Below are 26628 nucleotides of genomic sequence, written 5' to 3'. Positions count from 1 at the left end.
ACAGGAGAGATAATTGAAATGTAGGAGCGGCTTACATAGGTGAACCGTTTAAGCCGCCCTTGAGGGCATCCAAGCTGAAAGTAAAAAAATGCCCCTCCAGGAGGGGCAATAGGAGGAAGTAAGCTTTTACTCTGTACGGTTGAGTCGCGACTCAATCAGAGTATCAATCACGGCTGGGTCGGCCAGGGTTGATGCATCTCCAAGGTTGGTAATCTCGTTGGCGGCAATCTTACGCAGGAAGCGGCGCATGATCTTGCCGGAGCGGGTCTTGGGCAGGCCACCGGCAAACTGGATAAGATCCGGCGTTGCCAGGGCGCCAATCTCTTTGCGCACCCATTGTCTCAGCTGTTGCCTCAGCTCTTCGGTGGCTTCTATGCCCTTGGTCAGTGTGACATAGGCGTAGATCCCCTGGCCCTTGATGTCATGGGGATAACCCACAACTGCGGCCTCGGCCACCAGATCGTGCGCCACCAGTGCGCTTTCAATCTCAGCGGTGCCCAGACGGTGACCGGAGACGTTAATCACGTCATCGACCCGGCCGGTGATCCAGTAGTAGCCATCTTCATCACGACGGGCACCGTCACCGGTGAAATACATGCCGCGGAAGGTTTTGAAGTAGGTCAGGGCAAAGCGCTCATGATCACCGTAAACCGTGCGCATCTGTCCCGGCCAGGAATCCAGCATCACCAGGTTGCCCTCGGTAGCGCCTTCCAGAATATTGCCCATGTTGTCTACCAGCGCAGGTTGCACCCCGAAGAAGGGACGGGTGGCCGAGCCAGGCTTGGTGTCTGTGGCACCGGGCAGCGGGCTGATAAGAATGCCGCCGGTTTCGGTTTGCCACCAGGTATCGACAATCGGGCAATGCTCATGACCTATGACCTCGTGATACCAGCGCCAGGCCTCAGGGTTGATGGGTTCGCCCACAGAGCCCATGATCCGCAACGAGCTGCCGTTAAACTGGTCAAACTGCTCCTTGCCTTCGGCCATCAGGGCGCGGATAAGCGTGGGGGCCGTGTAGAGTATGTTGACCTGATGGCGGTCAATCATCTCGCCCAGGCGGGCAGGGCTTGGGTAGTTGGGCACACCTTCGTGAATAAGCACTGTGGCACCATTGGCCAGCGGGCCGTAAATCATATAGCTGTGGCCGGTGATCCAGCCCACATCTGCGGTGCACCAGTAGACTTCGCCCTGCTTGTAGTCGAACACATATTCGTGGGTCATGGAGGCGTACACCATGTAGCCGCCCGTGGTGTGCAGCACCCCCTTGGGGTTACCGGTGGAGCCTGAGGTGTAGAGCAGGAACAAGGGATCCTCGGCGCCCATCTCTTCCACTTCGCAATGCTCGGAAGCGGTTTCGGTCAGCGATTCCCACCAGACATCACGGCCTTCGACCCAGTTGATATCATTGCCGGTGCGTTTAAGCACTATCACCTTCTCAACCGTGGTGACATCCGCATGGGAGAGCGCCTCGTCGATATTGCGCTTGAGCGGAATAGCCCGGCCGCCGCGCAGGCCTTCGTCTGCGGTCAAAATGACTTTGGAGCGGCCATCTATGATGCGTGAGGCGATGGAATCCGGGGAAAAACCACCGAATACCACGGAATGTACGGCGCCGATGCGGGCACAGGCCAGCATGGCGATGGCAGCTTCCGGCACCATGGGCATATACATGGTGACCACGTCACCGCGGCGCACGCCCTGGCTCTTGAGGGCGTTGGCAAATTTGCACACTTCTGTGTGCAGCTGGCTGTAGCTCAGGGTGCGTTGATCTTTGGCATCATCGCCTTCCCAGATGATGGCGGTCTGATCGCCCAGTTTCTCCAGATGGCGGTCGAGGCAGTTGGCCGAGGCATTCAGCGTGCCGTCGTAGAACCAGTTGATCGACAAATTGTGATCGTCAAATGAGGTTTTCTTGACCTTGGTATAGGGCTTGATCCAGTCAATACGCTTGCCATGTTCACGCCAGAAACCTTCGGGGTTAACCACGGACTCCTGGTACATTTTCTTATATTTTTCATCATTTACCAGTGCATTGGCCGCAATCGCCGCGGGCACTTTATAAAGAGACTGAGTACTCATTGGGCTTCCCCTTGTTTTTATCATACGTGAGCCAAAGTATGGGTTGCTTGCCGGTGCCGTCTCTATTAGACATTGGTCTAGTGATGAAAAAATGTTATTTATTAATCGGTTATTGCGTTTAAAACGCACAGCTTGAAGTGCTTGAGCCGGCGTGGTTTTGTTAAGGTTTGCGCGGGTTTAAATCGGTATCCAATACAGGTTTTTGCCCCCACAATGGGCGCCGCATAAGATGCAAATCGCCACAGCGGTTCATCAAAACCCTTGGCTGGTGTAATCTAGCCGGGATAACAACAGTCGCCGACGGATACGGCGACAATAAAGAGAACCCTATGAATTTGACCCTTTTTGTGGCGGTGATCGCCGTCTGTTATGTCTGTTTGCTGTTCCTGCTTGCCTGGGGCGCAGAGCGTTGGTTCAGTGGCGTCACCCGCAGGTTACAGAAATGGATTTACGCCCTCAGCCTGGCGGTGTATTGCTCTTCCTGGAGTTTTCTCGGCACGGTTGGCCAGTCGGCCAATGACTTTTGGTCCTATCTGCATATCTTTATTGGCCCCATCATCATCTTTACCCTGGGCTTTGGCATGCTGCGCAAAATGGTGGTGGTGTCCAAGGCGCAAAATATCACCTCGGTGGCCGACTTTATCGCCGCCCGCTACGGCAAGTCGCAGCCGCTGGCGGTGATCATCACGCTCATTGCCCTGTTCGGCATCATGCCCTATATCGCGCTGCAGCTGAAAGCCATGGTATTCAGCCTAAGCCTGTTCCAAAGCCCGGATGATCCGCTCGATGGCGCCAAAGTCGCGCTTATCATCGCCGTGCTGCTGGCCATCTTCGCCATCCTCTTCGGCACCCGCAAACTGGATGCCACCGAGCATAACCCGGGGATGATGCTGGCTATCGCCTTTGAATCTTTGGTGAAACTGGCCGCCTTTGTGTTGGTGGGCGGCATAGTGGTCTTCGGGGTATTTGGCGGCTTTGGCGACCTCTGGAGCCAGGCCAGCGCCAAGGGGGTAATAGTCAATCCCAATCTAAGGCTCGAAGCACTGATGCCCGAGCTGATAGTCGGCATGGCGGCTTTTCTCTGTATGCCGCGCCAGTTCCACGTCATGGTGGTCGAGGCCGAAGGCGAGCAGACACTGTCCAAGGCGCGCTGGTTGTTCCCTCTTTATATTGGCCTGTTCGGTTTGTTTGTCGGGCCGCTGGCCCTGGCGGGCAAGGTGCTGCTCGGCGACAGTGTCTCTGCCGATACCTATGTGATCAATCTGCCGCTGGCGCTGGACGCACCTTGGCTGGCGATAGTGGCGCTGCTGGGAACCCTCTCGGCCGCCACCGGCATGGTGATAGTGGCTGTGGTGACCATCAGCGTGATGATAAGTAACGAGTGGCTGGTGCCGGTACTCTTGCGTACCGGGCAGATCCGTCGCAAGAACTTTAGCCAGTTTTCCCAGCAACTGCTCTATGCCAGACGTCTCTCCATCGCGCTGATCCTGGCTTTCGGGTATTTCAGTTACCTGAGCTTTGAGAGCAGTGATTCTTTGTCCAACCTGGGCATGCTGTCTTTCGGCGCCTTTGCCCAGTTGGCACCGGCCTTGGTGGGCGGGCTCTACTGGAAACACGGCAATCGCGCCGGGGTGTTTCTCGGCATGGCGGCGGGCTTCGGTCTATGGGGCTTTTTGTTGCTCAAGGGCTCGGGTGCCTGGGAAGGCGTGCTGGCAGGTCAATTTGAACTGTTAAAGGCGCTTAAGCCCAATGTCAACGATACCCTGTTGGCACTCGGCGCCAACCTGATTGGCTATATCGGCGGCTCTATCTGGTTGCGCGCCGGCTTGGTGGAGCGTATTCAGGCCAGCGCCTTTGTCACCCCGGGTGAACTCAAAAACACAGGTAATCGCAAGACGGGCCCCATTAGTCAGCAGGACTTGCTGATCCTGGCCAGTCGCTTTGTCAGCCCGACCCGGGCCTATGAGAGTTTCTCGCGCTTTTCTGCCGATGCGGTGCGCAGCGATAGCTGGCACAAGACGGCACCGCCCGAGCTTATTGCCCATACCGAGCACATGCTGGCCGGGGTGCTGGGGGCTTCCAGCGCCTCTTTGGTGATGGACTCAGTGTTGCAGGGGCGGGATCTGGCCCTCGATGAAGTCTTCAGCCTGGTGGATGAGGCCTCGTCGAAGATTATTCTCAGTCAGGACATGCTGCGCGCCGCCATAGAACACGCCTACGAGGGCATGAGCGTGGTGGACAAAGATCTCAACCTGGTGGCCTGGAACTACCGCTATGCAGAGCTTTACGACTATCCGGAGGATTTCCTGCAACCGGGCATGCCCATCAGCGAGGTGATACGTTTCAATGCCTCCCGCGGCTACTGCGGCCCGGGGGATGTGAACGAGCATGTCGAGCGCCGGGTACAGCATATGCGCAACGGCACCGCCCACAGCTCAGAGCGGCGCAGGCGCGATGGCAAGGTGATCAAGATTCAGGGCAATCCCATGCCGGACGGCGGCTTTGTGATGACCTTTACCGACATTACCCAATATCGCGAGCAGCAACAGGCGTTGGAGCAAGTCAACGAAACCCTGGAGGCCAGAGTCAAGGAGCGCACCTATGAGCTGGCGCTGCTCAACAGCAAGCTGCTCGAAGCCAAGGCCCAGGAGGAGATGGCCAACGCTTCCAAGAGCCGTTTCCTGGCGGCGGTGGGGCATGACTTAATGCAGCCGCTCAATGCGGCCCGGTTGTTTACCGCCTCTTTGAGTCAGTATCCTGGGCTTGACAGGGAAGGGCGGCTGACCCTCTCCCATGTCAACAGCTCACTGAAAACCGCCGGTGAACTGCTGACCGATCTTTTGGATATCTCCAAGCTGGATTCCGGCATGGTGGAGGTAAAACGGCGCGACTTTGCCATCTCCGAAGTGCTCAACGCCCTGGCGGTGGAGTTTGAGGCCATGGCCAAAGACTGCCAGATCCGCTTTGCCATGATGCCCTGCAGCCTGACGGTCAATTCAGACCCGTCACTGCTGCGGCGGGTGCTGCAGAACTTTCTCACCAACGCCTATCGCTATGCCAAGGGCGGGCGGGTGCTGATGGGCTGTCGCCGCCGCGGCAGCGAGCTTGAGGTGCAAGTGCTGGATACAGGTTGCGGCATCGAAGCCGGGCAGCTTAGGGAGATATTTCACGAGTTCAAGCGCCTGGATAACCCCCATTCCAACAGTGTCAACGGCCTGGGGCTTGGGCTGGCGATAGCCGACAGAATAAGCAAAGTGCTGGAGCATGATATCCGTGTATCTTCTGTGCAGGGCAAGGGCTCTGTATTTGCCATTCGGGTGCCGCTTGGGGCCACTGTCAGCGTGCCGCAACCCAAGGCCATCTCTTCTGTGTTGCAGCCGCTCGCCGGGGTCAAAGTGCTGTGTATCGACAACGAAGAGGCTATCCTCGCCGGGCTCGAAAGCCTGTTGAGTCGCTGGCAGTGCGAGGTGATCTGCGCCCGGGATCTGAGTGATGCCAGGATCAAGCTGGGGCTCAAAGGGGTGGCGCCGGACATCATGCTGGCAGATTATCATCTGGATAAGGGCCAAAACGGCGTCGATGCCATGGATGAGCTCAGGGCGCTGTATGGGCAACATCTGCCCGGTATTTTGATCACCGCCAACACCCGTAAGGATCTGGTGGAGGATGTCGAGCGCCGCGGTTACCACTATATGGCCAAGATGATTAAACCGGCGGCGCTCAGGGCTTTGATCTCAAGCCTGGTGAAGAAGGCGTAATTCAAAAGCTCAGTGAAATAGCCTATGGAAACAGGACCTGATTTATCGGCATTAAATCAGGCCCGGTATTTTAGCGGGTGACTTCTGTTTGTGTCTGTATCTGTGCCTGTGTCTGTATCAGTGCCTGCGCCGGAACCCCGGCGTATCCATCAACTTGCCAGGGGCGATAAGCCAGGCCGTAGCTCAAGGTCGCCATGGTCCAACCGATAAGGGCGCTGGCGATATCGTGGGATAAAAAGTGGGCGCCGCGAAACTCCTGACACAGACTGAACACGGCGCCTATCAGCAATACCGCGCCGAGTAACTTAAAGCGCCATTTCGGCTTCAAGACCAACGCCAGATAATAAAGTCCCACCCAGGCAAAGGCGCCGCTGGAGTGGCCGCCGGGGAAACACTGGCCCAATTCAGTGTCAACGCTCAGGCTCATGGGGAAGGGCAGATAAGGCTTTTGGCCACCAAATAGACTGAGATCCCAGGGGCAGGCAACATTGGTCATGCTCTTGCCGATACGCACCAAAAGCACGGTTGCCAGGGCGCTTGTAAACAACATCAGCAAGGGCCGGCGCCAGCGTTTCATTGAGGCTTTGAAACTGCTTAAAACCAGGGTCGACAGCAACACAACTGCCGCCAGCACCACCAGATCCCGTCCTCCTGTGTGCAGCAGTTTGTCTGCAACAAAGGCATGGCGCCAGGGCCAGGCCGTGTTGGTGCCTTCAAATGCCAACATCCACTGTGCCAGCAGTAGGTCGGCATTAGTGATGTGCAGCAAGATAAGCAGGCCAAGCCCTACCGATAACGGCAACAATAGATGATGTTTGAACCAGTGTTGAAAACTCAGTGGGTGGCTTGCAATGGGCATTGTGATTCCTGTGACATAGCGCGAGTTTAAACCGAGTCGCAGCTGAGATCTGCGAAATAAAAAGCCTGAAAAAGCGGGCGTTGAACTCATGGCGTTGAACTCACGGCCCGGCTGGTGGATAGGAATTATTCTGGCCGGCTCAGATTAAGGTCTGCTTAAGGCCGGGTGTTTTTGTCTACATTGCCTGGAATGGCGTATTGCAATGAGTTGAAACAAAACCTTTTTTGCGTATTTTTTTACCACTGGTTATGTTACAGGGGTAGCTCTGCTATGGCGCTGGTTAAGTTGCGGTTTTGGCGGGGGATCCCCACAGGTTTGCTGGTATTCAAATACAAGGAACAGGAATGAAGCTCAATAAACTCTTTTGGCTGACGGCCCTTGCGCTAGGCAGCCCCAATTTGCTGGCTGCCGAGGCCAAACTCCTGCGGGAGCCGGATCTTCGCGGTGATACTCTGGTGTTTTCCTACGCCAAGGATATCTGGAAAGTGTCGCTCAAGGGCGGCGAGGCGGTGCGCCTCACCAGCTTCCAGGGCCAGGAGATGCAACCCAAGCTGTCGCCGGACGGCAAGTGGGTGGCTTTTACCGGCGACTATGAGGGTAATCAGGATATCTACCTGCTGCCGATTGCCGGTGGCGAGCCCAAACGCCTGACCTTCCACCCGGATGTGGATCAGCTGGTGGGCTGGAGCCCGGACAGCAAATCGGTATTGCTGCGCTCCGGCAGGGCCAATGCCCCGAGAGGCTGGCAGCAGCTGTTTACCCTGTCCATCGAGGGCGGCAATCCCAAGCCTTTACCCATGAACCGCGCCTTTGACGGCAGTTTCTCTGCCGATGGCAAGCAGCTGGTTTACCGCCGCGCCGGTCTTTGGGATCCGGGCTGGCGTAACTACCGCGGCGGCCAGAATCAGCCGCTCAGGTTGATTTCGCTCGATAGCCTGGAGGAAAAAGATCTGCCCTGGGACAACACTCAGGATCTCGAGCCCCAGTGGCACGGCGACTATATCTATTTCCTCTCCAACCGCTCTCAGGTCACCAATATCTTTCGGGTAGCGGTCAAGGGTGGCGAGCCGGAGCAGGTGACCCATTACCAGGATGCCGATGTCAAAGGTTTTACCCTGGATAACGACACTCTGGTATACGAATACCGCGGTGAGCTGGTGAAAAAGTCGCTGGCTAACACCAATGCCAACGACAAGGGTGAGGCACTGGCCATCAGCCTGCATGCCGATTTCCCCTGGGTGCGGCCACGCTTTGAAGAGGTCGAAAAGCAGATAGAGTCGGCGGCCATTTCGCCTACCGGTAAGCGCGCCTTGTTTGTGGCCCGCGGCGATGTATTTACTGTGCCCGTGGAGCACGGCGATGCCCGTAATCTTACTGAAAGCTCAGACAGCCGCGAAGTAGGCGCCGCCTGGTCCAACGGCGGCAAACAGTTGGCCTGGTTCTCCGACAAGAGCGGCGAATATCGCCTGGTGATAGCCGATCAACTCGGCAAGCCGCAGCAAGAGATCAAACTGGCCGAAAAAGGCTTCTATAGCGGGCTTATCTGGTCGCCCGATGATAAACAGCTGGTGTTCAGCGATCAGCGCCAGCAACTCTGGCTGGCAGACTTGTCCAAGGGTAAGGCGCAGGTTATCGACAGCCAGCCGGTAGTGAATCCCGACTGGGAAATGGCCCCCAGCTGGTCGCCTGACAGCCGTTATCTGGCCTACAGCAAGCAGGATGACAGCTTCTTCCGTAGCCTCTACCTGTTCGATACCCGCAATAATCAGAGTAACAGAATTACCCAGGGCATGGCCGATGTGCGTTACCCAGTGTGGGACAGCGCCGGCGACAAGCTCTATTTTGCCGCCAGTACCGACTATGGCCCTCACGCCGCCTGGTTGGATATGACCTCGGTTGCCTTCACCCCGACTTACGGCCTCTATACCATGCTGCTCAATACCCGCACCGAGGCGCCCATGCTGCCAAGAAGCGACGAGGAAGAGGGCAGCGGTACTGAAGAGGAAGCCAAAGGCTCAGATGCGCCGCCTGCGGTGCGAATCGATCTTAACGGTATAGCGCAGCGGGTGCTGCCTCTGGGTGAGAGCGGTAAAATCCACAGCCTGAGCGCCGGTAAGCCAGGTGAGCTGTTCTATATGCAAGATTTGGATGAAACCACAGAGCTTCGCAAGTACAGCACTGAGGAACGTAAGGCCGATACCCTGGCCGGTGATGTGGATGAGTATCATCTGAGCCACGACGGCGAGAGCCTGCTGGTGAAAATCGGCGACAACTGGCAGCAATTTGCCGGCGCCGGGCCCATGGGGGACGATGCCAAGACGCTCAACGTCAAGCTGACGGCCCGTATCGATCCCAAGGCAGAATGGCAGCAAATCTTCCGCGAAGCCTGGCGCTTCCAGCGCGATTACTTCTATGTCAGTAATTTGCACGGCGCCGATTGGGACGCGGTATACAAGGAGTTCCAGCCACTGGTCGCCCATGTGCGCCACGGCGCCGACATGACCTATCTGCTCGATAACATGGGCGCCGAAACCTCTGTGGGCCACTCCTTTACCAATGATGGCGATCTGCCGGAAATTGCCGACAACCGCACCGGTCTGCTCGGCGCCGATATTGAGGCGACCGACAAGGGTTACCGCTTCAGCCGCATCTATCGCGGCGAAAACTGGTATCCGGCGGACCAAGGCAGTGCGCCGCTGGCTCTCTATCCCCAGGTCAAGGCGGGCCAGTATCTGCTGGCAGTTAACGGCAAACCGCTGGATAACAAGGCCAACTTCTATCAGGCCTTCCAGGGGACTCTCGGCAAACAGACCCGTCTCAGCATCAGCCCTGATGGCAGTGACAAAAAAGCCTTTGAGGTGACTGTGGTGCCAACGGCCAGCGAACAGGCATTGAGACGGAACGCCTGGGTCGAGGATAACCGCAAACGGGTGGATGAAGCTTCCGGCGGCAAACTGGCTTATGTCTGGGTTCCGGACACGGGTGAGAACGGTTTCAGTTACTTCAACCGCTACTTCTTCGCCCAGAATCAGCGCCAGGGCGTGATTATAGATGAGCGCTTCAACCACGGCGGTTACATTGCCGAGTACATCATAGATGTGCTGCGCCGAGAGCGTAACGGCTACTTCAATAACCAGATGGCCGGTGATCACCCCATGACCAGCCCGGGCAGCGGTATCTGGGGGCCCAAGGTAATGTTGATTAACGAAGTCTCCGGCTCGGGCGGCGACATGCTGCCTTATATGTTCCGCTATTACCAAGTGGGCAAGCTGGTGGGTAAACGCACCTGGGGTGGCTTGGTCGGCATCTGGGGTGTGCCTTCTTTGATGGATGGTGGCCATATCACGGCGCCGCGCAGCGGTTTCTTCAGTATCGACGGCCAGTGGCGGGTCGAGAACGAAGGTGTGGCCCCGGATGTGGAAGTCGAGCAGTGGACCAAGGACACAGCCAAAGGCATAGATCCTCAGCTGGAAAAGGCCATCGCTATTGCCTTGGATGAGCTGAAATCGGCCGCGCCGGTGAAGCTGCCGCAGCCTGCTGATCCTGTGCGGGTGCCTCAGGTGAAATGACTTTGATTAAATCGCTCTGATGAAATAGCTCAGGGGAAACTAGCCCAACAACTTGCGCCGCTTGCCTTAGTCTTACAGGCAAGCGGCGCTTTTTGTTGGAAAACTATCAAAATTCAGCCAATTATTTTGTAAAAAATAACCAAGACAGGCTTTTATGGCTTTTGTCAAAAACTTGACCTTTGGCTAATTGTTTTCACAAACGGGGCTAGGTATTGTGTAACTATTTCAGGTGCTTATCTTTAGCCTTTACTTAAGCTGGACGCTGTTGCATTTTTCTGTTTTCAGCGAAATTCAGGGACGAACAACATTCGTGCCCGTGCGGTAGCTATGAGGGTTACTCAACTTTTGTAGGACGCTTGCTCATCGAATAAAGATAGTAGCTATGATTAACTTGGCGCTTCAAATCAGTTGATCTAAAGGGCTTACGGTTCCGGCATAGTGCTGGCCAAGCACATGTGTGTATATTTGGGTTGTTTTCAGATCATTGTGCCCCAACAGCTCTTGGACGCTTCTGATGTCTCGGCCAGCCTGCAACAGATGAGTCGCGAAGGAATGCCTGAAGGTATGGCATGTGACCCTTTTCGCAATACCTGACTTGATTACTGCGGCGCTGAGGGCTTTCCGAATGACGCTTTGATGTAAATGGTGTCTACACATAGTCTGTGTGTAAGGGTGTTGGCTAATGGCCGTTGAGGGGAAAACAAACATCCATCCCGGACGTCTATATGCAGAGGGATACTTACGCTCCAGAGCGTAGGGTAAAGATGGGCCAATTCCTCTTTCGTTATCACGCGACTGTAAAGTATGAGCTTGTTCCATAAACACAGGTAATTGAGATGCACAGCGTTGGCTTAATATCGTCTGCCTGTCTTTACGTCCTTTACCGTCCCGTATGGTTAAGGCCAATTGAACGAGATCAATATCCTGGATCCGTAACCTAAGGCATTCAGATACTCTGAGTCCACTGCCATAGAGTAATTCAATGATCAACCTGTCACGCCCGCACAACTGCTGAAGGATGAGCTTGATTTCATCCGGGTGCAATACTGTTGGGAGTTGTCGTTGCTTACTGGCGTAACGAAAACCTAAGTTGCCAAGTTCTTGATGCAAGTGCTTGTGATATAAGTAAACTAATGCATTCAACGCCATCTTTTGGGTATTGATTGCCACATTACGTTGGTTGGCAATGTAACTCAAAAACTGGCCAACTTCGTTCGTTCCCATAGTCTCTGGGTGGCGTTTATCGTGAAATAGAATAAAAGCCTTGATCCAATAGAGATAGGCTTTCTCAGTCTTAACACTGTAACCGCGCATCCGCATGGTTTCCCGAACAGAAGTTAAAAAAGGACTTGGACTGGTCATTGCGAGCACCTGGACACTGTTTTTTTATACAGTATTATTGAGGTTTTGACAAAATGCCCAGAAATTTGGAGATAATTTTGCGCGTTATTTCTGCAACATCACAAAAAATAACTTAAAATTCATAAAGATATAAAACCATTTTGGTAGATAATAGGTTTGGAAACCGCGCATGCGCGTTTTGCTGCAAGGGATATTCGGGCTAAACTCTATTATATTTAACTAATACAAAGAGATAGCGATGCGCGTTTACACTCCTCCGAGGACTAAAACGCGCATGCGCACTATACAGCTGTTAGGCAAAAAAAGGAAAAGTATGAAGCCTGGAATCACTTTTGAGAATATCTGGCACGATGAAGATATGTATGAATTCAGAATATCTTCAAGTGATGGTGTCTCTGTATTTATCCATGATGTATATGTGGGCTACGGCACTTTTGATGAGACAATCGCGGGTTTAGATGCTTTCAAAAGCCAAGTATACGGTGGAATCTACGACATTGAATTTGGATCATTTGGTCCCGAGTATGCTAGTGGTGCATTCCATGCGAGATTGCACTTTCAGAACAAAGGCAAAATATTCGTTAGCATTAGTGCTCAATCGGAATTCGGAGATTTTGGTAAAAAGAATATCGCTAGTGAAGCTAAGCTGTATTTTGTTACCGAACCTGCATTATTAGATAACTTTATTGCTAGTCTAAAGTCTCTAAATAACGGGGATACTAACAGTGTATACCTCGAAATTGCCTAACAAGTGCATCTTGCCGGACTTGGGTAGACTGTCACCTTTTTCGCGCTACGCGGCAAAAAAGCCGCCAGTTCACCCAAGCCGCAAATGCAGGCGTTATGTTTTTCGAGGTTAATATCAACTTTGGGTGAATATGAAGAAAAAAGCAGATAAAACGATCAAACAGATATCAGCTCTTAATTCAAGACGTAATCAAGGTTTATCTCAAGCTGAAAATAGCGACCCGGGTTTCGGCTGTCAGGGAATTATAGGGCAGTTTGTAGGGTACTATTTAAGATGCGAAGTATTTGCAACCAAACTCCAACATTTTTACCAATCGGACAAAGGTTATAAGCAAACTAGTTTAAACACAAAGGATTTTAAAAGTGCTCTTACTCACTTTGATATACATCTTGAGGAAGACAAAGTAATCAAGATCTTTCAAGGTGGCAAAGGCAAGCGGGGAACAAAGAGTGCGAAACAATTAAGAAATGGATATTTACATCAGTTGTCTAGCTCTGATAAAACAGAAATTGAAACTAACGGAACATGGTTTGTTGGTGAAATGAAGAAACTATTGCGGTTGAGAATAAAAACATAACAAAGCATTTAAGAGTGATTCTCAACGCTTGGCTTTTTTCATTCTATCGTTGAGTTAAGTGTTTACGGTGGTATGGTTTAGTTTCGTGGTCGCGTTGTTCACACCTTAATGCGGCGTTATGTTTCATGAGAAGGATCTTGCATGCTGAAAAAGTACAAGGATGAAATCGGGTCTCTTGGTTCTATTTTTTCTACCATCGGTGTGTTGGCTGCCTTGGGGTTTTCTATTTACGCCCTTTATCCTAAACCTAAAGAACCAGCGCTAGACCTTCTGGTTAAGAGGATTGACTCAGAGTCGGAAAGACTTGTGATCTACAACGGTGGCGACGGTGTTTGTGCTGAATTAAACGTAACATACCCGGAAACCAAAACTAAGGCGTTTATTCTGTTTAATTATGAAGCATCTTCTCTCATGAACGCTGAATACGATATAAAGTCGAAAGCAGTTAAACATCCAGCTAAGTTTCCTTTTTACTGGGACGAATGTGAAAATGGCCAATGTGTAATTGAGGCAGGCATTCTTCTTCCCCAGCGTTTGATTTCTATTCAATTTACAGGTTTAGATACCTTTCCTGTCAGAGTTGAATGTATCGGCCAGTCTTACGAGGCGGTGATAAATGAAACATAACAAGGCCAGTCAGTTCGGACAAAAACTCGCTGTCACTTTTATTGCAAAAGCCGCAACAAAAGCGCCATCAAGCTTTTGCCGCTGCTGGCGGCGTTATGTCATCCGAGGACTGGGCAATTGATCAACTATCGATCTCTGCGAAGACGGTATCCAGATATAGTCACGTATCGGGCTGTCGCTGAAAAAGCGCGTCGACGGATACGAGGAAGATGCGAAGGGAATAAAGGTGTGGATAAAAATAGCTTGAAAACTCATGCAATTTTACATTTCGATGAGTCTGGCTTTACCGGCAATAATCTATTACACAAGCAACAGAAAATATTTTGTTATGCATCATTAGAATGCCCTCATGATGAAGCACAAAATTTCGTTGAGCACATCATTCGTAAGTACAAAATTCAAAACGGCGAAATTAAGGGCGGTAAATTATTAAAAGGGGTTCGAGGAAAGCGAGCTGTTGATGAAATAATTCAAAATTTTAAAGGCCGATTCAAAGTTTCAGTTTCCGATAAAAAGTACGCGTTAGCGGGTAAGTTTTTTGAGTATATATTTGAGCCTGCAATCGCGAACGTCAATTCAATATTTTATAACATCAACTTTCATCGCTTCATTAGCAACATGCTTCATCTTGAACTATCTGTCAGAGGAGCAATGGCTGAAGAAATATTTGAAGATTTCGAAAAACTGATGAGGACGGGAGATTTTGAAGGGTTAAAGGCGCTTTTTTCAACTTCGAAAGATGAAGGTATATCTCCAGTTTTAGAGCAAATTTGTGACTTTGCGATACACAATAAAGATTCCGTGGTGCAAGAGTTAGATGGTTATGCTGGTGAAGGTGCAGGGAAATGGGTTCTAGATTTGACTAACACTGCTTTATTCAGCCTCTTGGCTGAATGGGGGCAGGAATATGATCAATTAACTGCTTACTGTGACCAATCAAAGCCATTGAGCGAAGATCAAGAAATATTCAATGTCATGATTAATCGAGAGGATAAAAAATTCACGCATGTTGCAGGGATTGATTCACCCATAACATTCAATTTAAAAGAGCCACTAAATTTAGTTGACTCTAAAATCGTTCATGGGGTGCAGCTTGCTGACGCAATAGCAGGTGCTTTCGCCTATGCTTGCGACAGGGAAAATCAAGACGAGTACGCCGAAAAATGGCGAGCTATGATTGAGGAGCATGTAATTTTCGGTAGTGTTTTTCCTGACTATGATCATCTGGATTTGAATAAGCTAGAGGTGCAAAGAAATGCGGTTTTGCTGCAAGAATTGGCAGACCGTAGTAAAAATGGTATCAGTCTAACCGAAGATATTGCCGAATATATTCAATTCATCACTATAGCGCTAAGAGAAACTCCGCTTGAACTACAGACATAACAAGCGCATGTTGCCGGACTGGTTTTCCGCTGCGCTCCAAACCGCCGCAAATGCGGGCGTTGTTATGCATCAGTACCGATATTAAGGAAAGAGTAGCAAATAATGGGTAAATCATTACCATCAGAGAGTGAACTGAAAGAAAGTTATAAATCATTTGCTAACTTTACGTTTGAATTGCTCGGGGATATTGCAAGCAAAAAATCAAACCTTATGTTTGCTGCTGTTAATTCACAAATTGCGTTAGAGCTTTTTCTAAAATACTTGTTTACCGCTAAAGGTAAAGTTGATGAAATTAGAAAAACAAAAAAAGGAGAATTGATTGATGATTTTAAAGATTTTAATCAAATTCTTAATAGCTTTTACTCTTCAAGATCATGGAATTTTGGTCAAAAGAAAGAATTTGTTGAGTTGATGCAAACTCGAAACTCGATTGTGCATAGAGGCCAGAAGTCGCAATGGGATCCTGAATTAGCCAAAATAATTGTAAAAACGCACTTTTTTATGCATGCAACTGCATGGAGTGAATTAGGAGAGGTTTTACTATTCGACAATTACATTCCGCACAAAATTTCAAATATTAGTGTGTGGCGAGAAGGAGTTGAAGACTTCTGTGATGATCTAGCTGATATTTATAATTGTGAGGTGCTTAGTTGTACTGCTTGCAAAAGCCGAGCAGTAGTAAGTGGTGAAATATTCGTACTTGAGGAGGGGCATACAGAAGAATATGTTGTTTGCTTGTGTTGTCTCAGTTCAATAAATATTGAACATGAAGCTAGGCTTCTTGAATGTTACAAGTGTTTTGATAGAGCTTATCTTATTGATGCATTTAACGAACAAAAAAATCAACTTTATATAGGGAAGTGTTCTGAATGCGATACTGACACTATGGTTCGTAAATGCGCTAACTGTGAATGGTTTTACCACCCCTCATCGGAGCCTGAAGTTAAGTTCATAAATAAATATTTCTGTTCTGAATCTTGCAAAGAATGCTATGAAGAAGTTTATGCATAACAAGCGCCTGCAATCTGACCTACGGCTAATGTCACCTTTTGTGCGCTTCGCAGCACAAAAGCTGCCAATAGCCTCCGGCAGTTGAGGCGGGCGTTGATATGATTCCCATTGTCAAATAGATAAAAGTGTCCTTACCGGAGACCCAAAAATCTCCGGTAAGGACACTCTGACAGTCGGACTTTGGCGAGTAAGTGTCGGCGGTTGACCTTGCTGATATCCGCGAGTTTGGTTATTCGCATTACTTGTGTTCGCCGCAGGAGCCTTGCCTCAGTCTAGAAGCGCGGATGTGACCGCTTAACGCCCTCGAGGGTTGCTCGCACCGCTGCCGCCGTCCGGCGCTGCCAGAGTGATTTTTAAATGTAATTCAGTACGCTTGTTGTGGCATATCGGCATCAAAACCTTGAGCTAAATCCCAAATGTAGCCTGTCAGTTCGCGAGCCACAGCGGTAACGACTTTATTGTATTCTTTGCCTCTTGCTTTTAAGGCATGAAAGCGTCGACATAGGCGCTGCTGGATTTCCCATGAGCGAGTTTGCAGTTTGATAGAGTGCTCTTGTTGGCGACTTTCCAATTCCCTCGAGACCCGAGCGGGGAAACGATAGGCCCAGGCCGATTCAATAAGGATGCGTCTGGCGTGGCTATTGCCGCACTTGGTGATGCCGCCGCGCCGTTCCCGCTGACCACTGGAGTGTTCGCTGGGTGTCAAACCGACAAAGTTCATCAGTGAACGCGGAGAAGCAAAGCGTCTGAGGTCACCCAGTTCCGCCACTAGGGTCATAGCGGATAAGAAACGTACTCCACGCAGTACCGTCAGACGTTGCACCAGTGGGTACCAACGCCAGCTTTCGGCCAGGCTTTGCAGCTCCAATTCCAGCCGTTGCAAGCGCTCATAGCGCTCGGTAACGATATGAATGTAGTGCTGAAAGGTGATTTTAGTAGCACTTTGCGGAAAGTTGATATCAGCCAGGTGGCGTCGATAGGCCTCGGTCCAGTTTTACAAATACAGGACAGCCAATCCTTTTTGATGTTTCGCTCAGCCTTGACTAGGCTTTGAAATACCCATCAAAGCTCAGTCGAGGTTGGTTATGACCACAGCCCGTCGTCAGTTGATAGATGCTGAAAGTACGCCCTTTTACCACGTGATTAACCGTTGCGTGAGAAGGGCATTTTTGTGTGGTGAAGATGCACTGTCTGGGCGCAGTTACGAGCATAGGCGTGGCTGGATAGTGGATAAAATCAGGCAGTTGTCGTCAATATTCTGCATCGACGTTTGCGCTTATGCGGTTATGAGTAATCACTACCATTTGGTGCTCAAAATCGACCTTGCTGCGCAACAATCGTTGTCACCATTTGAAGTCATTGAGCGTTGGACATTGCTCTTTAGTGGCAATCCTGTGGCGGCAAAGTTCCTCAAGGGCGATAGTCTCTCAGAAGGTGAGCGAATACTGTTGGATACGCTGATTGGTGATTGGCAGGAACGTCTTGGCAGTATTAGTTGGTTTATGCGCTGTTTAAACGAAGATATCGCCCGCAAGGCCAATCGAGAAGATGGTTGCAAGGGCGTATTCTGGGAAGGACGCTTTAAGTCGCAGGCGCTGCTCGATGAACAGGCGCTGCTGGCCTGCATGATGTATGTGGATTTAAATCCCATTCGCGCAGGTATTGCAGATTCACTGCAAACTTCTGATTACACATCCATTCAGGAGCGCATAGAGGAAGTTGATGAACCTACAACTGCCAACGCTTCACTTAAGCCACTGCTGCAATTTGATGGTGAAGCCACTGCCGCCGAACAAAGCGGCATCCCATTTCACTTTGCCGACTATCTGGAGCTGATTGATTGGACAGGTCGGGCGGTGCGGGAAGACAAGCGTGGCTATATTGCCTGTTCCAGGCCCAAACTGCTGCTTGAGCTTGGTATCAGCGACGATGCCTGGATAACTTCTGCCAAGGAGTTTCGCCGTCAGTACAGTGGCATGAGTGGCCGATGGGATGCAATGTGTGCCATGAAGGCCAAATATGGCGGTAAATGGTGCCGGGGTAAGCAACAAAGCCAAGCAATACATCCCCATTAACCTTAAACCCTTGGTGATTTTGCAGCAACAGGCTTAAGCCTGCCGTTGGCATGCCTGGTAACTGTAGTTTTTGCATGAACCTCGCAGATTACTCATCTTAGAGAGCCTACTGCCCAAAATACGTCGTTATTTATCAGAGACTGACACTTGGCAGCGTGCTTCCTTGCGGTTTAGAAAGTGTTTAGGATGTCCTTGAGCTCTGTCAGAAAGTGTTTAGGATGTCCTTGAGCTCTGTCATATACTTCCTCGTAGCTCGTAAAGTGTTTAGGATGTCCGGTATATCCGGTAAGGATGTCCGGTATATCCGGTATATCCGCTGTATATCCGATAAATTGGCCTAAATTAGAAATTTAGCGTTTAAGATTTAGGCTGGTAAAGTAAAGGTTTGATCAAGGCCTAAATTGCAGGGCTTGTTCGCACCTTCCTTATAAAATGGAAAGATAAATTTGAAAATTGCATATATAACAGAAGATTTTGAAAAAGGTGATTGTTTTTTTGTGGATGATGACAACAGGGCATTCTATTATCAGGATGACAATTTTACACCTACCTCAATTCTTTCACCTGTTGTATGGTCAGATAAAGATTTGGTTAATATTGAAGCTTTAGATATCATTGATGCCAGTTGTTTAAATGTAACTAAAGAAATCGCTGAAGTTATAATGAGCTTTGATCCATATGGGGTTGAAGTCTATCCAGCTGCATTGAAATGCGGGGGTGATGACACTTTAACTGGAAGATATTTAGTGGCAGTAAATAACGAAGTAGATGTGATTGACCAAGATCGATGTTTCAAAGTTACCGATGCAACAACAAGGTTTTATTTATCGGAAGAGAAAATATTAGCACTCGAACCAAGTAAGAGGCATGTGTTTAATCCTAAAGGAATGTTGAAAACCTTCTTTTCAAATGAACTGTTTGAAGCACTTGTCGCTATAGCTCAAGAAGGGAAAATTAAAACAAGTATAGTTGCTTATACATTTGATACCTTAGATGAGGCACCACGAGTATAGTTAAGGAAGCTGCGAATACGTTGTATTAGTCGCGACTTGATCTGACACAACAAGACGATACGTTACAGTTGGGTGAGTAAGCTCTTGTTTGATTCCATAGAAGATGTACAAGACTATGCAACTCAATGGCCTTGGTTTTACAATCCCGAAAGGCCACGCAAAGCCAATCATGGGCGTCCACCTTTAATGGTCGCTTAAGCTCTACTTTTAACTGCGGTTAAAAAGGGGAGGATTACCATACTGGCAAAACAGGAGGCGTCCATATATGGCCAAGTTAAATTGGCCACGGTTTTGTATTCAAGCCAGTATCTTCGCTCTGACTCGTTCGGTGTCATTCCATCCACTTTAGCTTGGCGGATTTTGCGCGCACAGATACCCTGCTTGAGATAGAATAGCGTGCGAATTTTATTGCGAACTAAAGGAGCGCGAGTGCAGCAGAATCAAAATGAGCAGGCATCAGACCTGGCACAAATCTGGGTCGATGCCGATGCCTGCCCGGTAGTGATCCGCGAAATGTTGGTGCGGGCGGCGGCGCGTACCGGCATCAATGTCACTTTTGTCGCCAATCAGGCACTCAGGATCACAGGTGCTGCCAGTGTCCAAACCTTACAGGTGCCCAAGGGGTTTGATGTGGCCGATAACGAAATCGTGCGCCTGTGTCACGCCGGTGATTTGGTGATCAGCAATGATATTCCGCTGGCGGCCGAAGTGATAGACAAGGGCGCCAAGGCGCTCAATAGCCGTGGCGAGCTGCTGAATCGTGACAATGTGCGTGCCCGTCTTAATATGCGGGATTTTCTCGATACCCTGCGTGCCAGCGGTATAGATACCGGCGGCAGTCCCAAGTTGAGCCAGGCAGATAGACAGGCCTTTGCTAATGAGCTGGATAAATATCTGCTGCACTGGCAGCGTGCTAAGACGAGTCAGGGCTAAGCCTGCCAAGCCATAGTTCGCTCAGAGAATCAAAAGCCTGGAAATTTGAAACCTCAGCGATTTGAAAGCTGAGTGGCTCGCAAGTTTCGCGGCTATGCAAGATTCAGAGCCGATACAGAATTCATTTCCTATTTAAGATCTGGCTGCAGTTCAAGACCTGTCACCCATTAAAGACTTAACGCTCCATTCAAGACAGGGCATCCACTCAAGACTTGCCCAGATCCGGCGCCTCCGGCAGCGCCTGCTGCAAAAAGTCCAAGAGCAGGCTGACCTTGGGCGACAGATGGCGGTTCTGTGGGTATAAGGCCCAAATCCCCTCCGGCGCCGCCTGGTAAGCCTCGAGCACAGATACCAGGGCACCGCTGGCGAGATCCTCGCCGACATAATAATCGGGCAGTTGCACCAACCCGAGCCCTTTGCGGGCAGCATCCAATAGCCCTGGGCCAGAATTACACACCAAGCGGCCACTCAAACGCCATTGACGTTCCTGGCCCTGCTCGATAAAACGCCAGTAAGGATGGTTACCCAGTAAACATTGATGCCGATGCAGCTCGCCCAGAGTGTGGGGCACGCCATGGTTGGCCAGATACTCAGGGCTGGCACAGACATAATTGCGGCGACTGCCAAGACGCCGCGCCATCAAGCTGGAATCCGCCAGCTTACCCAGCCGAATCGCCAAATCATAACCGCCATCAATCAGATCCAGCGTCTTGTTGTTGAGATCCAGTTGCAGATCCAGCTTGGGGTGCAGGCAGAGAAAGTCATTCAGCAGCGGCAGAATAAACTGCTCGCCGTAAGTGACCGGCGCCGTCACCCGCAGCAAGCCCTGCGGGGTTTGTTTCAAACTGCCAAGGGCGCGTTCGGCTTCTTCTATACCATCTTGCAGCAAGCGGCAGTGGCGATAATAAAGCTGACCCTCTTCACTGAGCGACACCTTACGGGTAGTGCGATAGAAGAGTTTGCTCGCCAGGCGTTTCTCCAGCGTGGCGATTTGGCGGCTTATCTGCGCCACAGACAAGTTGAGCCGCTCGGCGGCGCGGGTAAAGCTCTGGCTCTCGGCCACGGCGATAAATTCGCTGATCCCTTCCCAGTGGTTCATTATTACTTCTCAGTAAAAGTGATTTGTATATTTGGCTGATTATCTTTTATTTGGGAATAAATACAATGTTGGCATCCGGTTTATGAGCCAAGAGGTTCGATACCGAATCAATCACAACAGAAGGAAGCGACAATGACAGACAAATTTATCAAGTCCCGCGCCGCCGTAGCCTGGGCCGCCGGTGAGCCGTTGAAGATGGAAGAGGTGGATGTGATGTTGCCCAAGGCCGGTGAGGTGTTGGTGCGCATTGTTGCCAGTGGTGTGTGTCATACCGATGCTTTTACCTTGAGCGGCGATGACCCAGAAGGCGTGTTTCCGGCCATTCTCGGCCATGAGGGCGGCGGCATAGTGGAGATGGTCGGCGAAGGCGTCACCAGTGTGGCGGTGGGCGATCATGTTATTCCTCTTTACACGCCTGAATGCGGAGAGTGTAAGTTCTGCCGCTCCGGCAAGACCAACCTGTGTCAGAAGATCCGTGAGACCCAGGGCAAGGGGCTGATGCCGGATGGTACCACCCGTTTCTTCAAAGACGGCAAGCCGATTTTCCACTACATGGGCTGCTCGACTTTCTCTGAATATACGGTATTGCCTGAGATCTCCCTGGCCAAAGTCAACAAGTCGGCGCCGCTGGAAGAGATCTGCCTTCTGGGCTGCGGTGTCACTACCGGCATGGGCGCTGTAATGAACACTGCCAAGGTGGAAGAGGGCGCCACCGTGGCCATCTTCGGGCTCGGCGGCATAGGGTTGTCGGCGGTGATTGGCGCTGTTATGGCGAAAGCCGGTCGCATCATAGGCATAGATGTCAATGAATCCAAGTTTGAACTGGCAAAGAAGCTGGGGGCAACCGAGTGCATCAACCCCAAGGACTATGACAAGCCTATTCAGCAGGTGATTGTGGATTTGACCGATGGCGGCGTCGATTACTCGTTCGAGTGCATCGGTAATGTGGATGTGATGCGTTCGGCGCTCGAGTGTTGCCACAAGGGTTGGGGCGAGTCAGTGATCATTGGGGTTGCCGGTGCCGGGCAAGAGATCTCCACCAGACCTTTCCAACTGGTGACCGGCCGGGTATGGAAAGGTTCGGCTTTCGGTGGTGTCAAAGGACGCTCACAGTTGCCAGGCATAGTGGAAGATTATCTGGCCGGTAAGTTCAAGTTGGATGACTTTATCACCCACACCATGGGGCTTGAAGATATCAATGAAGCCTTTGAGCTGATGCATGAAGGCAAGAGTATACGCAGCGTGATCCACTTCTGAGGACCTTCTGATGGAAAATATCAGTAACAACAGGTCGTTTGGAGGCTGGCACAAGCAGTACCGTCATCACTCCAGCAGTCTGAACTGCGAGATGCGTTTCGCCATCTATCTGCCGGAGCAGGCTAATAGCCAAAAGGTACCTGTGCTGTATTGGCTCTCCGGGCTGACCTGTACGGATGAGAACTTTATGCAAAAGGCCGGGGCCCAGCGTCTCGCGTCTCAGCTGGGGCTGGCCATAGTCTGTCCGGATACCAGTCCGCGCGGAGAGGGTGTGGCCGATGCCGAAGATGCTGCTTACGATCTGGGGTTGGGGGCCGGTTTTTATGTCAATGCGACCCAGGCTCCCTGGAGCAATCACTATCGTATGTATGACTATGTGGTAGATGAGTTGCCGGCATTGATAGAGCAGCACTTTCCGGTATCGGATAAGCGCGCCATTGCCGGTCACTCAATGGGCGGCCACGGCGCGTTGATGATAGCCCTTAAAAATCCGGGCCGTTATCTCAGCGCTAGCGCCTTTGCCCCCATCAGTCATCCTAGCCAGTGCCCCTGGGGCCAGAAGGCGTTTGCCGCTTATCTTGGCAGTGACAGGGAGGCTTGGAAGGCCTATGACACGGTCGAGCTGATAAAAAGTGGTGCCAAAGGGCTGCCGATGCGGGTCGATCAGGGCGAGAGTGATCTGTTTCTGGCCGAGCAGTTACTGCCACAGGCCTTGCAGGCCGCCGCCACTGACGCTGGAATTGCGCTGAGTTTTCACAGCCACCCCGGCTATGATCACAGCTACTATTTTATCGCCTCATTTATCGACGAGCAGCTTAAGTTTCATGCCAGCCATCTGGGCTTGTAAACGCTGAGCCTCTCAAATGCAGCGCCGCCGAGGGTTTGCCCCGGCGGCGCTTTTTTATGGGTTATAGCGGCCATTGCCCGGTATCCGCTTGTTGAGTACTTTCTGGTTTACCCCACTTTTGTCTGAGGGGGATTAACGAGCGCAGGGGTTAATGGGAGGGAGCATGAAAATAGGCAGATGGCAGACACCCTTCGAGCAGGGGGATCTTTTTATCACTGGGCTCTTCTGGGGCGGTGATTTCATGTTGCAGCTTCCCGGCGGCAAACGCTATCAAATCAAAAATACGCCCCATCCCGGAGTCGATCTCAGCCTGGAGCTGTTTCATTTACCGAGTGAAGGGCGCTATCGGCTGCATTACCACTCGGTCACTGCGTTTCGTATGTTGGATGAACATGGGTTGCTGGAGCTATGGCAGGCGCTGAGCGAGCTTGGGGACGAACAGGGTTACAACAGCCGCCTGATTAAAGATCACGCCTGGTCGCAGGAAAGCCCAATCAGTTTCTTCCATGGGCACAGCGACGGCTGGTCACATCTTATCTGCACCGGCGATGAGTGTGTCGAGGTGTTGTGCCCGAGCGCGCCGGAAATCATCTATCTTGGCAAGTGTGCCGCCATGGAGTACTGAAAGTCTTTGGGAAGCGGTGAGATCAGCTGATCTCGACCTTTTCCATCCCCAGTTGCTGCAGCGCTATCACGGCCTGGGTGCGGTTACGAACCCCTAGCTTTCGGAAGATAGCGGTGGCGTGGGCTTTGATGGTTGCCTCGGATACGCCCAGGTCGTAGGCTATCTGCTTGTTGAGCAGGCCTTCGGCAAACATCTGCAACACCTTGTATTGCTGGGGCGTCAGTTCAGAGAGCTTGCCGGCGACCTTGTCGGTATCATTTTCATCATCAATTTCAACCAACTCTATGTCTTGAGGCAGCCAGATATCGCCGAACATTACTGCGGTGATTGCTTCGATAAAGGTTTCCATCGAGGCCGATTTGGGAATAAAACCGGCGCCGCCGTAGTGCAAGGCACGGCTGATGGTGGCGGCATCTTCGTGGGCTGAAATCACTATTACCGGCAGCTCGGGGAAGTGGGCGCGCAGATGGATAAGGGTGGAGTAGCCATGGGATCCTGGCATCTGCAGATCCAGCAGCACCAGATCATATCCCTGATGAGTTTGCTCAAGCAGTTTCTGCAGCGCATCGGCACTGTCGGCCTCAAACCAGCGGGTATTGGAGAAACCGCTGTTAAGCGCTTGGCGCAGGGCATTGCGAAATAAAGGGTGATCATCGGCGATGATAATATTTAAGTTTTCTGGCTTCATGGCTTGTTATGGTTATGGCTCTGCACGCTGAAGAAGGGTCAATGTAACAGAAAAGTGACAAATAATCCTATTGCTTTATCAGGCTTTAAGTGACTTTTTGTTACCGTCGCTTTTAGACTTTAGTCGAGAACGACGGTCAATAAAAGCCTTTTCAGCGGCAAAGACTGTTGCAGAATGAAACCTAAAAGCCTGTAGCCAGATACAGGCCAGGATTATGCGAATAAGCGAACAGGGGCTAGTTGGCTAGATCATTACTCCAGATCTGGGTCGGTTTTCTGTCTTCATCGACGGCCACGAAGGTGAAGACGCCGCGGATAGCGTGCTCGCGCTTATCCTGATACATATCTTCTACAAAAATGTTCACTTCGACTTTCATCGAGGTGTTGCCCACATGGATCACCCGGGCGATCAATTCTGCCAGGCTACCGGCGGGGATCGGTTTTTTGAAGTCGATTCTGTCAGAGCTGACGGTGACCAGTGTCTTGCGACAAAAGCGGGTGGCGGCAATAAAGGCGGTTTCATCCATCCAAGCGAGGGCTTCACCGCCAAACAGTGTGTTGTGATGATTGGTAATGGACGGGAAAACCGCCTTGATGACCCGAGCCTCGGCTTGTTCAATTCGGCGCGCTACGGCCGCTTCATATTGGCTCTGTGTCGTTTCTGGCATACGGCAACCTCAAGGTTATGCTGGAAAATCAGGGGCGGTATTATAGTTCGACCAAAGGCGGATTGACAGCCTGGGGCAGAAAGCCTTGCATGAAAAATATTGGATGTTCAAAAGTATCCGGGCATGAAAAAGCCCCGGTATCTCCGAGGTGGAGACGGGGGCTATTTTATGTTGGCGGCCTGAATCTGTAGCGGCTTACTTGCCCAGCAGGCGGCGTCTTTCCTTGGCGGCGGCGGCCAGATCTCTGAGCAGTTTTTCCGAGTCTTCCCAGTGCAGGCAGGCATCTGTGATGCTTTTGCCGTAAGTGAGGGGCTCACCTGCAATAACTTTCTGATTGCCTTCGACAATAAAACTCTCGGCCATAATACCGGCAATGGCGGTGGAGCCGCTGCGCAGCTGCGCCATAATATCTTCGGCGACTTCCAGCTGCTTCTTGTGCTGCTTCTGGCTGTTGCCATGGCTGAAGTCGACCACTATACCTGAGTGGATCCCAACCGAATCCATCTGCTCTCTGGCCTTGGCCACATCTTGCTCGCTGTAGTTGGGGGTTTTACCGCCGCGCAGAATGATATGTCCATAAGGATTACCATGGGTGCGATAGACCGCCAGTGAGCCGTCTTTGTCCGGAGAGTAAAAGATATGTGGTTCTCTGGCGGCGCGCACTGCATCAACGGCGATATTGATGTTGCCGTCGGTACCGTTCTTGAACCCGACAGGACAGGAGAGCGCCGAGGCCATCTCACGGTGAATTTGGCTTTCTGTGGTGCGGGCCCCGATGGCGCCCCAAGTGATGAGATCGGCAATATACTGACCGTTCACCATATCCAAAAACTCGGTGGCGATCGGCAGTTTCAGCTCGGTGATCTGCTGCAGCAACTTGCGGGCCTGGCGCAGGCCTTTATTAGGGCTGAAGCTGCCATCCAAGTCAGGATCGGAAATCAGGCCCTTCCAGCCGACTATGGTGCGGGGCTTCTCAAAATAGACCCGCATCAGAATGCACAGATCGTCTTTGAGTTCATGGTGCAGCTTGGCCAGGCGGCTGGCATAGTCCAGGGCTGCCTCTGTATCATGGATGGAGCAGGGGCCTATGATGACCAACAAACGCGGATCGTCACCCTGAATAATGGCTTCGACTTCGCGGCGCTGTTCAACCAGGTAATCTGCGGCTTCCTGAGTCAATGGATACTCAGATGCGAGTTGGGCAGGTGAGATCACTTTACATAAGAGAGAAGTACGTAATTCGTCTGTTTTAATGGTCATTCATAATACCGGGGGAAATTTCTTGAGCGCTTTGCGCTTATCTTGTGTCGGATTATAACCAATCGAGCGGTGCTGCAAAGTGGCAATTGTCCGATAATTGGTCATGTGGGTCTTGAAAAATGATCAATTCCCACACTAACTTCATTTGATTCGTCTAGCAGTAACAAGTAGTTAGCCTGATGATGTCATTC

22 protein-coding genes and 1 pseudogene are annotated in these 26628 nt (G+C 51.2%); 15 read left to right on the top strand and 8 right to left on the bottom strand.

The features are described from left to right. Positions 1-126: 126 nt before the first annotated feature. Entirely contained in the window at positions 127-2079 is a 1953-nt protein-coding gene (acs, locus tag K5621_RS12065) for an acetate--CoA ligase (protein ID WP_221049352.1), read from the bottom strand. A 329-nt stretch (positions 2080-2408) separates the two neighbouring features. On the opposite strand from acs, the gene K5621_RS12060 reads away from it, so the two are divergent. Beyond that, on the top strand, positions 2409-5837 hold the full coding sequence (locus tag K5621_RS12060; protein ID WP_100145688.1) for a hybrid sensor histidine kinase/response regulator: 3429 nt from the start codon (positions 2409-2411) through the stop codon (positions 5835-5837). A 70-nt stretch (positions 5838-5907) separates the two neighbouring features. Here K5621_RS12060 and K5621_RS12055 read toward each other — a convergent pair whose 3' ends face one another. Continuing rightward, positions 5908-6696, bottom strand: coding sequence for a phosphatase PAP2 family protein (locus tag K5621_RS12055; protein ID WP_221049351.1), 789 nt, complete (start codon positions 6694-6696; stop codon positions 5908-5910). 344 nt (positions 6697-7040) lie between these two features. Between K5621_RS12055 and K5621_RS12050 the strand changes: the two genes are divergently transcribed. Continuing rightward, positions 7041-10265, top strand: a complete 3225-nt coding sequence (locus tag K5621_RS12050) for a S41 family peptidase (protein WP_221049350.1) — start codon at positions 7041-7043, stop codon at positions 10263-10265. Positions 10266-10664: 399 nt separating this feature from the next. Here the strand turns inward: K5621_RS12050 and K5621_RS12045 are convergent, their stop codons facing one another. Further along, positions 10665-11627 (bottom strand): integron integrase, encoded by a 963-nt coding sequence (locus K5621_RS12045; protein WP_101057580.1) that lies wholly within the window; start codon positions 11625-11627, stop codon positions 10665-10667. Between the two features lie 313 nt (positions 11628-11940). On the opposite strand from K5621_RS12045, the gene K5621_RS12040 reads away from it, so the two are divergent. The 6 genes from K5621_RS12040 (at position 11941) to K5621_RS12020 (ending at position 15973) form a co-directional block, all read left to right on the top strand. Beyond that, positions 11941-12375 carry a hypothetical protein gene (locus K5621_RS12040; RefSeq protein ID WP_221049349.1) on the top strand — a complete coding sequence of 145 codons (435 nt, stop codon included), beginning with the start codon at positions 11941-11943 and terminating at the stop codon, positions 12373-12375. Positions 12376-12505: 130 nt separating this feature from the next. Then, positions 12506-12952 carry a hypothetical protein gene (locus K5621_RS12035; protein ID WP_221049348.1) on the top strand — a complete coding sequence of 149 codons (447 nt, stop codon included), beginning with the start codon at positions 12506-12508 and terminating at the stop codon, positions 12950-12952. A 141-nt stretch (positions 12953-13093) separates the two neighbouring features. Next, positions 13094-13579, top strand: coding sequence for a hypothetical protein (locus K5621_RS12030; protein WP_221049347.1), 486 nt, complete (start codon positions 13094-13096; stop codon positions 13577-13579). Beyond that, positions 13569-13700 (top strand): hypothetical protein, encoded by a 132-nt coding sequence (locus tag K5621_RS20090; RefSeq protein ID WP_280638573.1) that lies wholly within the window; start codon positions 13569-13571, stop codon positions 13698-13700. Before K5621_RS12030 ends, K5621_RS20090 begins: the two co-directional genes overlap by 11 nt. A gap of 107 nt (positions 13701-13807) precedes the next feature. After that, positions 13808-14962, top strand: a complete 1155-nt coding sequence (locus tag K5621_RS12025; RefSeq protein WP_221049346.1) for a DUF3800 domain-containing protein — start codon at positions 13808-13810, stop codon at positions 14960-14962. Positions 14963-15064: 102 nt separating this feature from the next. Beyond that, positions 15065-15973 carry a hypothetical protein gene (locus K5621_RS12020; RefSeq protein WP_221049345.1) on the top strand — a complete coding sequence of 303 codons (909 nt, stop codon included), beginning with the start codon at positions 15065-15067 and terminating at the stop codon, positions 15971-15973. Positions 15974-16337: 364 nt separating this feature from the next. Here K5621_RS12020 and K5621_RS12015 read toward each other — a convergent pair whose 3' ends face one another. Further along, entirely contained in the window at positions 16338-16856 is a 519-nt protein-coding gene (locus K5621_RS12015; RefSeq protein ID WP_221049344.1) for a transposase, read from the bottom strand. A gap of 202 nt (positions 16857-17058) precedes the next feature. Here K5621_RS12015 and K5621_RS12010 point away from each other — a divergent pair, with 202 nt between their 5' ends. From K5621_RS12010 to K5621_RS11995, 4 genes and pseudogenes are all read left to right on the top strand, one after another. Next, positions 17059-18048 (top strand): transposase, encoded by a 990-nt coding sequence (locus K5621_RS12010; RefSeq protein ID WP_221049343.1) that lies wholly within the window; start codon positions 17059-17061, stop codon positions 18046-18048. A 446-nt stretch (positions 18049-18494) separates the two neighbouring features. After that, complete coding sequence (locus tag K5621_RS12005; RefSeq protein ID WP_206191799.1) at positions 18495-19061, top strand: hypothetical protein; 567 nt, start codon at positions 18495-18497, stop codon at positions 19059-19061. A gap of 45 nt (positions 19062-19106) precedes the next feature. Then, a pseudogene (locus K5621_RS12000) lies at positions 19107-19259 on the top strand (IS3 family transposase); the annotation flags it as partial. 231 nt (positions 19260-19490) lie between these two features. Continuing rightward, the gene (locus tag K5621_RS11995; protein ID WP_280638572.1) at positions 19491-19994 is read left to right on the top strand and encodes a YaiI/YqxD family protein; all 504 of its coding nucleotides are present in this window, start codon (positions 19491-19493) and stop codon (positions 19992-19994) included. A gap of 205 nt (positions 19995-20199) precedes the next feature. Here K5621_RS11995 and K5621_RS11990 read toward each other — a convergent pair whose 3' ends face one another. Continuing rightward, positions 20200-21093, bottom strand: coding sequence for a LysR substrate-binding domain-containing protein (locus tag K5621_RS11990; protein WP_221049342.1), 894 nt, complete (start codon positions 21091-21093; stop codon positions 20200-20202). Between the two features lie 132 nt (positions 21094-21225). Here K5621_RS11990 and K5621_RS11985 point away from each other — a divergent pair, with 132 nt between their 5' ends. The 3 genes from K5621_RS11985 to K5621_RS11975 all read left to right on the top strand — a co-directional run bounded on the left by K5621_RS11985 (position 21226) and on the right by K5621_RS11975 (position 23822). Beyond that, a complete protein-coding gene (locus tag K5621_RS11985) occupies positions 21226-22350 on the top strand; it encodes an S-(hydroxymethyl)glutathione dehydrogenase/class III alcohol dehydrogenase (RefSeq protein ID WP_028781420.1) in 1125 nt (374 codons plus the stop codon). A 10-nt stretch (positions 22351-22360) separates the two neighbouring features. Then, complete coding sequence (gene fghA / locus K5621_RS11980; protein ID WP_039033417.1) at positions 22361-23197, top strand: S-formylglutathione hydrolase; 837 nt, start codon at positions 22361-22363, stop codon at positions 23195-23197. Positions 23198-23360: 163 nt separating this feature from the next. After that, the gene (locus K5621_RS11975) at positions 23361-23822 is read left to right on the top strand and encodes a hypothetical protein (RefSeq protein WP_221049341.1); all 462 of its coding nucleotides are present in this window, start codon (positions 23361-23363) and stop codon (positions 23820-23822) included. Between the two features lie 22 nt (positions 23823-23844). On the opposite strand, the gene K5621_RS11970 is transcribed toward K5621_RS11975, so the two are convergent. The 3 genes from K5621_RS11970 to K5621_RS11960 all read right to left on the bottom strand — a co-directional run bounded on the left by K5621_RS11970 (position 23845) and on the right by K5621_RS11960 (position 26437). Continuing rightward, positions 23845-24510 (bottom strand): response regulator transcription factor, encoded by a 666-nt coding sequence (locus tag K5621_RS11970; RefSeq protein ID WP_221049340.1) that lies wholly within the window; start codon positions 24508-24510, stop codon positions 23845-23847. A 235-nt stretch (positions 24511-24745) separates the two neighbouring features. Next, a complete protein-coding gene (locus tag K5621_RS11965; RefSeq protein ID WP_221049339.1) occupies positions 24746-25177 on the bottom strand; it encodes an acyl-CoA thioesterase in 432 nt (143 codons plus the stop codon). Between the two features lie 195 nt (positions 25178-25372). Then, the gene (locus tag K5621_RS11960; RefSeq protein ID WP_221049338.1) at positions 25373-26437 is read right to left on the bottom strand and encodes a 3-deoxy-7-phosphoheptulonate synthase; all 1065 of its coding nucleotides are present in this window, start codon (positions 26435-26437) and stop codon (positions 25373-25375) included. Positions 26438-26628 lie beyond the last annotated feature (191 nt).

Origin of the sequence: Shewanella carassii, from assembly GCF_019670705.1 — a bacterium.
Classification (GTDB): domain Bacteria; phylum Pseudomonadota; class Gammaproteobacteria; order Enterobacterales; family Shewanellaceae; genus Shewanella; species Shewanella carassii.
This window is presented reverse-complemented; position numbering and strand designations above follow the sequence as displayed.